Annotated in this window: 3 protein-coding genes; 2 read left to right on the plus strand and 1 reads right to left on the minus strand. The window is 74.7% G+C overall.

The window, feature by feature from the left end:
- Window positions 1-587: 587 nt before the first annotated feature.
- Together AB0J36_RS20430 and AB0J36_RS20435 are read left to right on the plus strand one after the other, a co-directional pair.
- Window positions 588-1,370 (plus strand): 3-hydroxybutyrate dehydrogenase, encoded by a 783-nt coding sequence (locus tag AB0J36_RS20430; RefSeq protein ID WP_357119513.1) that lies wholly within the window; start codon window positions 588-590, stop codon window positions 1,368-1,370.
- 14 nt (window positions 1,371-1,384) lie between these two features.
- Window positions 1,385-3,304: a helix-turn-helix domain-containing protein gene (locus tag AB0J36_RS20435; RefSeq protein WP_357119516.1), complete on the plus strand. Its 1,920-nt coding sequence runs from the start codon at window positions 1,385-1,387 to the stop codon at window positions 3,302-3,304.
- 103 nt (window positions 3,305-3,407) lie between these two features.
- Here AB0J36_RS20435 and AB0J36_RS20440 read toward each other — a convergent pair whose 3' ends face one another.
- Window positions 3,408-4,007: a TetR/AcrR family transcriptional regulator gene (locus AB0J36_RS20440; protein ID WP_363661008.1), complete on the minus strand. Its 600-nt coding sequence runs from the start codon at window positions 4,005-4,007 to the stop codon at window positions 3,408-3,410.
- Window positions 4,008-4,082 lie beyond the last annotated feature (75 nt).

A 4,082-nucleotide genomic window follows, 5' to 3' on the forward strand; every position in this document is an offset into this window, starting at 1 on the left:
CCCCGCGCCCCGCGCCCCGCGCCCCGCGCCCCGCGCCCCGCGCCCCGCGCCCCGCGCCCCGCGCCCCGCGCCCCGCGCCCCGCGCCCAAGATCCTCACAAGATCGGGGATGTTGCTGCCTCAGCCGCGCCGGAGACAGCAACATCCCCGAAGTCGCGCGGATCTTGACGGCGCGCGCCAGCCACGACCACCGACCGGCACGGGTCTGCGGGCCGACGGGCAGCGGCACGGGCGGGCCGGGCCGGCACGGCTCAAGGTCACGCTCGATCCTGGATGTAGTGGCCTCTCGCACCGCCGACACCACTACATCCTGGATGCAGCGCGATCTTGCGGGCGGCCCAGCGGGCAGCGCGGCGGCCGGGCGGGCAGCGCGGCGACCCGGCGGGCAGCGCGACGGCCCAGCGGGCAGCGCGACGACCCAGCGGGCAGCGCGACGGCCCAGCGGGGGCGCGGCGACCCGGCGGAGCGGCAACCCACCAGGCCTACGACCCAACGGAGCGACGACCCAGCGGGGCACACAGCTTTGCCCGGGAGTATGTGGCTCCGGCCCATGTGCCGACGGACACACAGCTCGTAACTTCTTGCGCCATGACGGCAGAACCCGTGGCGGTCCCCCACGTCGTACAGGTCGACCTCGCCGGTCGGACCGCCCTGGTCACCGGCGGCGGCAGCGGCATCGGGCGGGCGTGCGCCCTGCGTCTCGGCGCGGCCGGCGCGAAGGTGCTCGTAGTGGACCGCAACCTGGAGGCGGCCAAGGCCGTGGCCGCCCAGGCCGGCGGACGCGCCGAGGGCGTGGACCTGGCCGACCCGGCTGCCGTGGACGCGCTCGACGTGGACGTCGACATTGTGGTGAACAACGCGGGGCTCCAGCACGTGGCGCCGGTGCAGGATTTTCCCGTCGAGCGTTTCGAGTACATCCAGCGGGTGATGGTGGAGGCGCCGTTCCTGCTGATCCGCCGGGCGCTGCCGCACATGTACGCCCGGGGCTGGGGTCGGATCGTCAACATCTCGTCGGTGCACGGTCTGCGGGCCTCGCCGTACAAGGCGGCGTACGTCTCGGCGAAGCACGCCCTCGAAGGGCTCTCGAAGGTGGTGGCGCTGGAGGGCGCCGCGCACGGGGTGACCGCCAACTGCATCAACCCCGCGTACGTGCGGACCGCCCTGGTGGAGAGCCAGATCGCCGACCAGGCGGCCAGCCACGGTATCGAGGAGGCCGAGGTCGTCGAGAAGATCATGCTGGCCCGGGCGGCCGTCAAACGGCTGATCGAACCGGAGGAGGTGGCCGAGTTGCTGGCGTACCTCTGCTCCCCGCCGGCGGCCTTCATCACCGGCGCGTCGATCGCGCTCGACGGGGGCTGGACGGCCAACTAGTGGGTCCGCGCACAATGTCGACCATGTCGTCGCCGGTGGAGTTCCTGGAACTGCTCGCCCGCGAGGCCGCCGCGGTGGAGTTCGAGGGCCCGCTGGTGGCCGCGCGCGCCGCGGGTGTGCCGCCGGCCCGGCTGGCCGAGTTGGAGCAGGCCAAGACGGTGGCGTTGCGGGTCCGCGCGCTGCTGGAGCGCCGTCGTCGCCGGGAGACCGAGCTGTCCGGCCTGTACGACACGGTCAGTGACCTGGCCGGGCTGCGCGACCTGGACGACGTGCTGCGGGCGATCGTGCACCGGGCGCGCAACCTGCTCGGCGCCGACGTGGCGTACATGACGCTGAACGACGACGAGCGCGGCGACACGTACATGCGGGTGACCGACGGGTCCGTGTCGGCCCGCTTCCAGCGGTTGCGGCTGCCGATGGGCGCCGGCCTCGGTGGTCTGGTGGCCCAGTCCGGCGCGCCGTACGTCACCGCCAACTACGGCGAGGACGCGCGCTTTCACCACACCGGTGAGATCGACGCCGGAGTGGGCGAGGAGGGCCTGGTGGCGATCCTCGGGGTGCCGCTGCGGCTCGGGTCCACCTCGATCGGGGTGCTCTACTCGGCCAACCGCTCGGCCCGGCCGTTCGCCCGGGAGGAGGTGGCGTTGCTGGTCTCCCTGGCCGCGCACGCCGCGGTGGCGATCGACACGGCCCGGCTGCTGGCCGAGACCCGTTCGGCGCTGGCCGAGTTGTCGGCGGCGAACACCACCATCCGGGCGCACAGCAGCTCGGTGGAGCGGGCCGCGGCGGCGCACGACCGGATGACGGCGCTGGTGCTGCGCGGCGGCGGCGTGGAGGACGTGGCGGCGGCGGTGACCGACGTGCTGGGCGGGGCGCTGCTGGCGTTGGACGCCGAGGGCCGCCTGCTGGCCCGGGTCGGCGAGATCGACGAGCCGGAGCGGGCGGACATCGTCGAGGCGGTGGCCGCTTCCCGGACCGAGGGGCGCAGCGTCCGCCGTGGTCCACTGTGGTACGCGGCGGTGGTGGCGGGCGCCGAGAACCTGGGCGCGCTGGTGTTGCGTCCCAACGACGAGTTGGTCGACGCGGACCAGCGCATCCTGGAGCGGGCCGCGCTGGTGACCGCGCTGCTGCTGCTGTTCCGCCGGACGGTCGCCGAGGCGGAGGGGCGGGTCCGTGGCGAGTTGCTGGACGACCTGATCGCCCGGCCGCTGCGCGACACCGACGCGCTGCGCAGCCGGGCCCGTCGGCTCGGGGTGGACCTGGACGCGCCGCACGTGCTGGTGACGGTGGGCGACGACGCGATCGCGGCGACCGGCTCGGCGCGGCAGCGGGTGCTCTCCTGGGCCACCACGTACGCCTCGACGCGGGGTGGCCTGGCGGCGGCGCGCGACGGTCGGGTGGTCCTGATGCTGCCGGGCCAGGATGCCGGCGGCAGCGCCCGCGCGGTGGCGCGGGACCTGTCGCGGGTGACGGGCCGGCCGGTGACCGCCGGGGCGAGCGGCCCGGCGACGGGGCCGGGGGCGCTGGCGGGGACGTTCCACGAGGCGGACCGGTGCCTCACCGCCCTCGGCGCGCTGGGCCGCGCCGGTCAGGGGGCGAGCACCGCCGAGTTGGGCTTCGTCGGGCTGCTGCTGGGCACGGTGGGTGACCGGGGCGACAGGGACGTGGCGCGGTTCCTCACCACCACGGTCGGACCGGTGGTCGACTACGACGCCCGGCGCGGGACGGCGCTGGTGAAGACGCTGGAGGCGTACTTCGGGGTGGGTGGCAGCCTGGCCCGGGCCGCCGAGCAACTGCACGTGCACGTCAACACGGTGACGCAGCGGCTGGAGCGGGTCGGGCAGCTGCTCGGCGCGGACTGGCAGCGCCCCGAGCGGGCGTTGGAGGTGCAGTTGGCGCTGCGCCTGCACCGGCTGCGCGCCCCGGCGGGCTGACCCGACGCGCGGTCGAGAAGGCCCCGGCCAGGGCGCGCGGTCGGTGCAGGCCCCGGCCAGGGCGCGCGGTCGGTGCAGGCCCCGGCCAGGGCGCGCGGTCGGCTCAGCGGGCGCGGATGCCCTCGAGAACAGCGTCCACGACCTGCGCGGGCAGCTTGCGGTTGTCCAGCTCCGGGTTCCACTGGAGTACGCGTTGGATCAGCATCGGCCCGGTGAGCAGCGCCATGGTGACCTCGATGTCGATGTCGGGCCGGAGCAGTCCCTCGTCGATGCCGCGCCGCAGCACCTCGCGCATGAGCTGCCGCCGGGGCTCGATGATGTTCTGGTAGAGCTGGAACTGGTCCGGGCTGCGGTTCACCGCCGGCACCAGGCACGGCATGATCTTCGTCGCGCGGGGGTCGACGTTCTGCCCGACCGCGCCGACCAGCAGCAGCAGGTCGTCGCGGACGGAGTGGCCGGCCGGCTGCGGCATGATGCCCTTGAGTCGGCGCAGCGCGTCCAGCAGCAACGCGTCCTTGCCGGCCCAGCGGCGGTAGATGGTGGCCTTGCCGACGCCGGCGCGGGTGGCGATCGCCTCGATCGAGAGCGCCTCGATGGTGCTGCCCTCGGCGAGCAGGTCGAGGGTCGCCTCGATGATCGCCTCGTCGGCGCGGATGCTCCGCGGTCGCCCGGGCGACCCCCGCGGAAATTTCGTGGGGGTGATGAAGGGAAACTTGACCCAAACAATACCCGCCCCCGCCAAACACGGGGGGCGGGGGGGGGCGCCGCCCCCCGGCCC

It is taken from the genome of Micromonospora sp. NPDC049662 (assembly GCF_040675055.1).
In the GTDB taxonomy this organism is placed as follows: domain Bacteria; phylum Actinomycetota; class Actinomycetes; order Mycobacteriales; family Micromonosporaceae; genus Micromonospora.

Coding starts and splice junctions, on each gene's coding strand:
- AB0J36_RS20430 (WP_357119513.1), top strand. CDS start 588: ATGACGGCAGAACCCGTGGCGGTCCCCCACGTCGTACAGGTCGACCTC.
- AB0J36_RS20435 (WP_357119516.1), top strand. CDS start 1,385: ATGTCGACCATGTCGTCGCCGGTGGAGTTCCTGGAACTGCTCGCCCGC.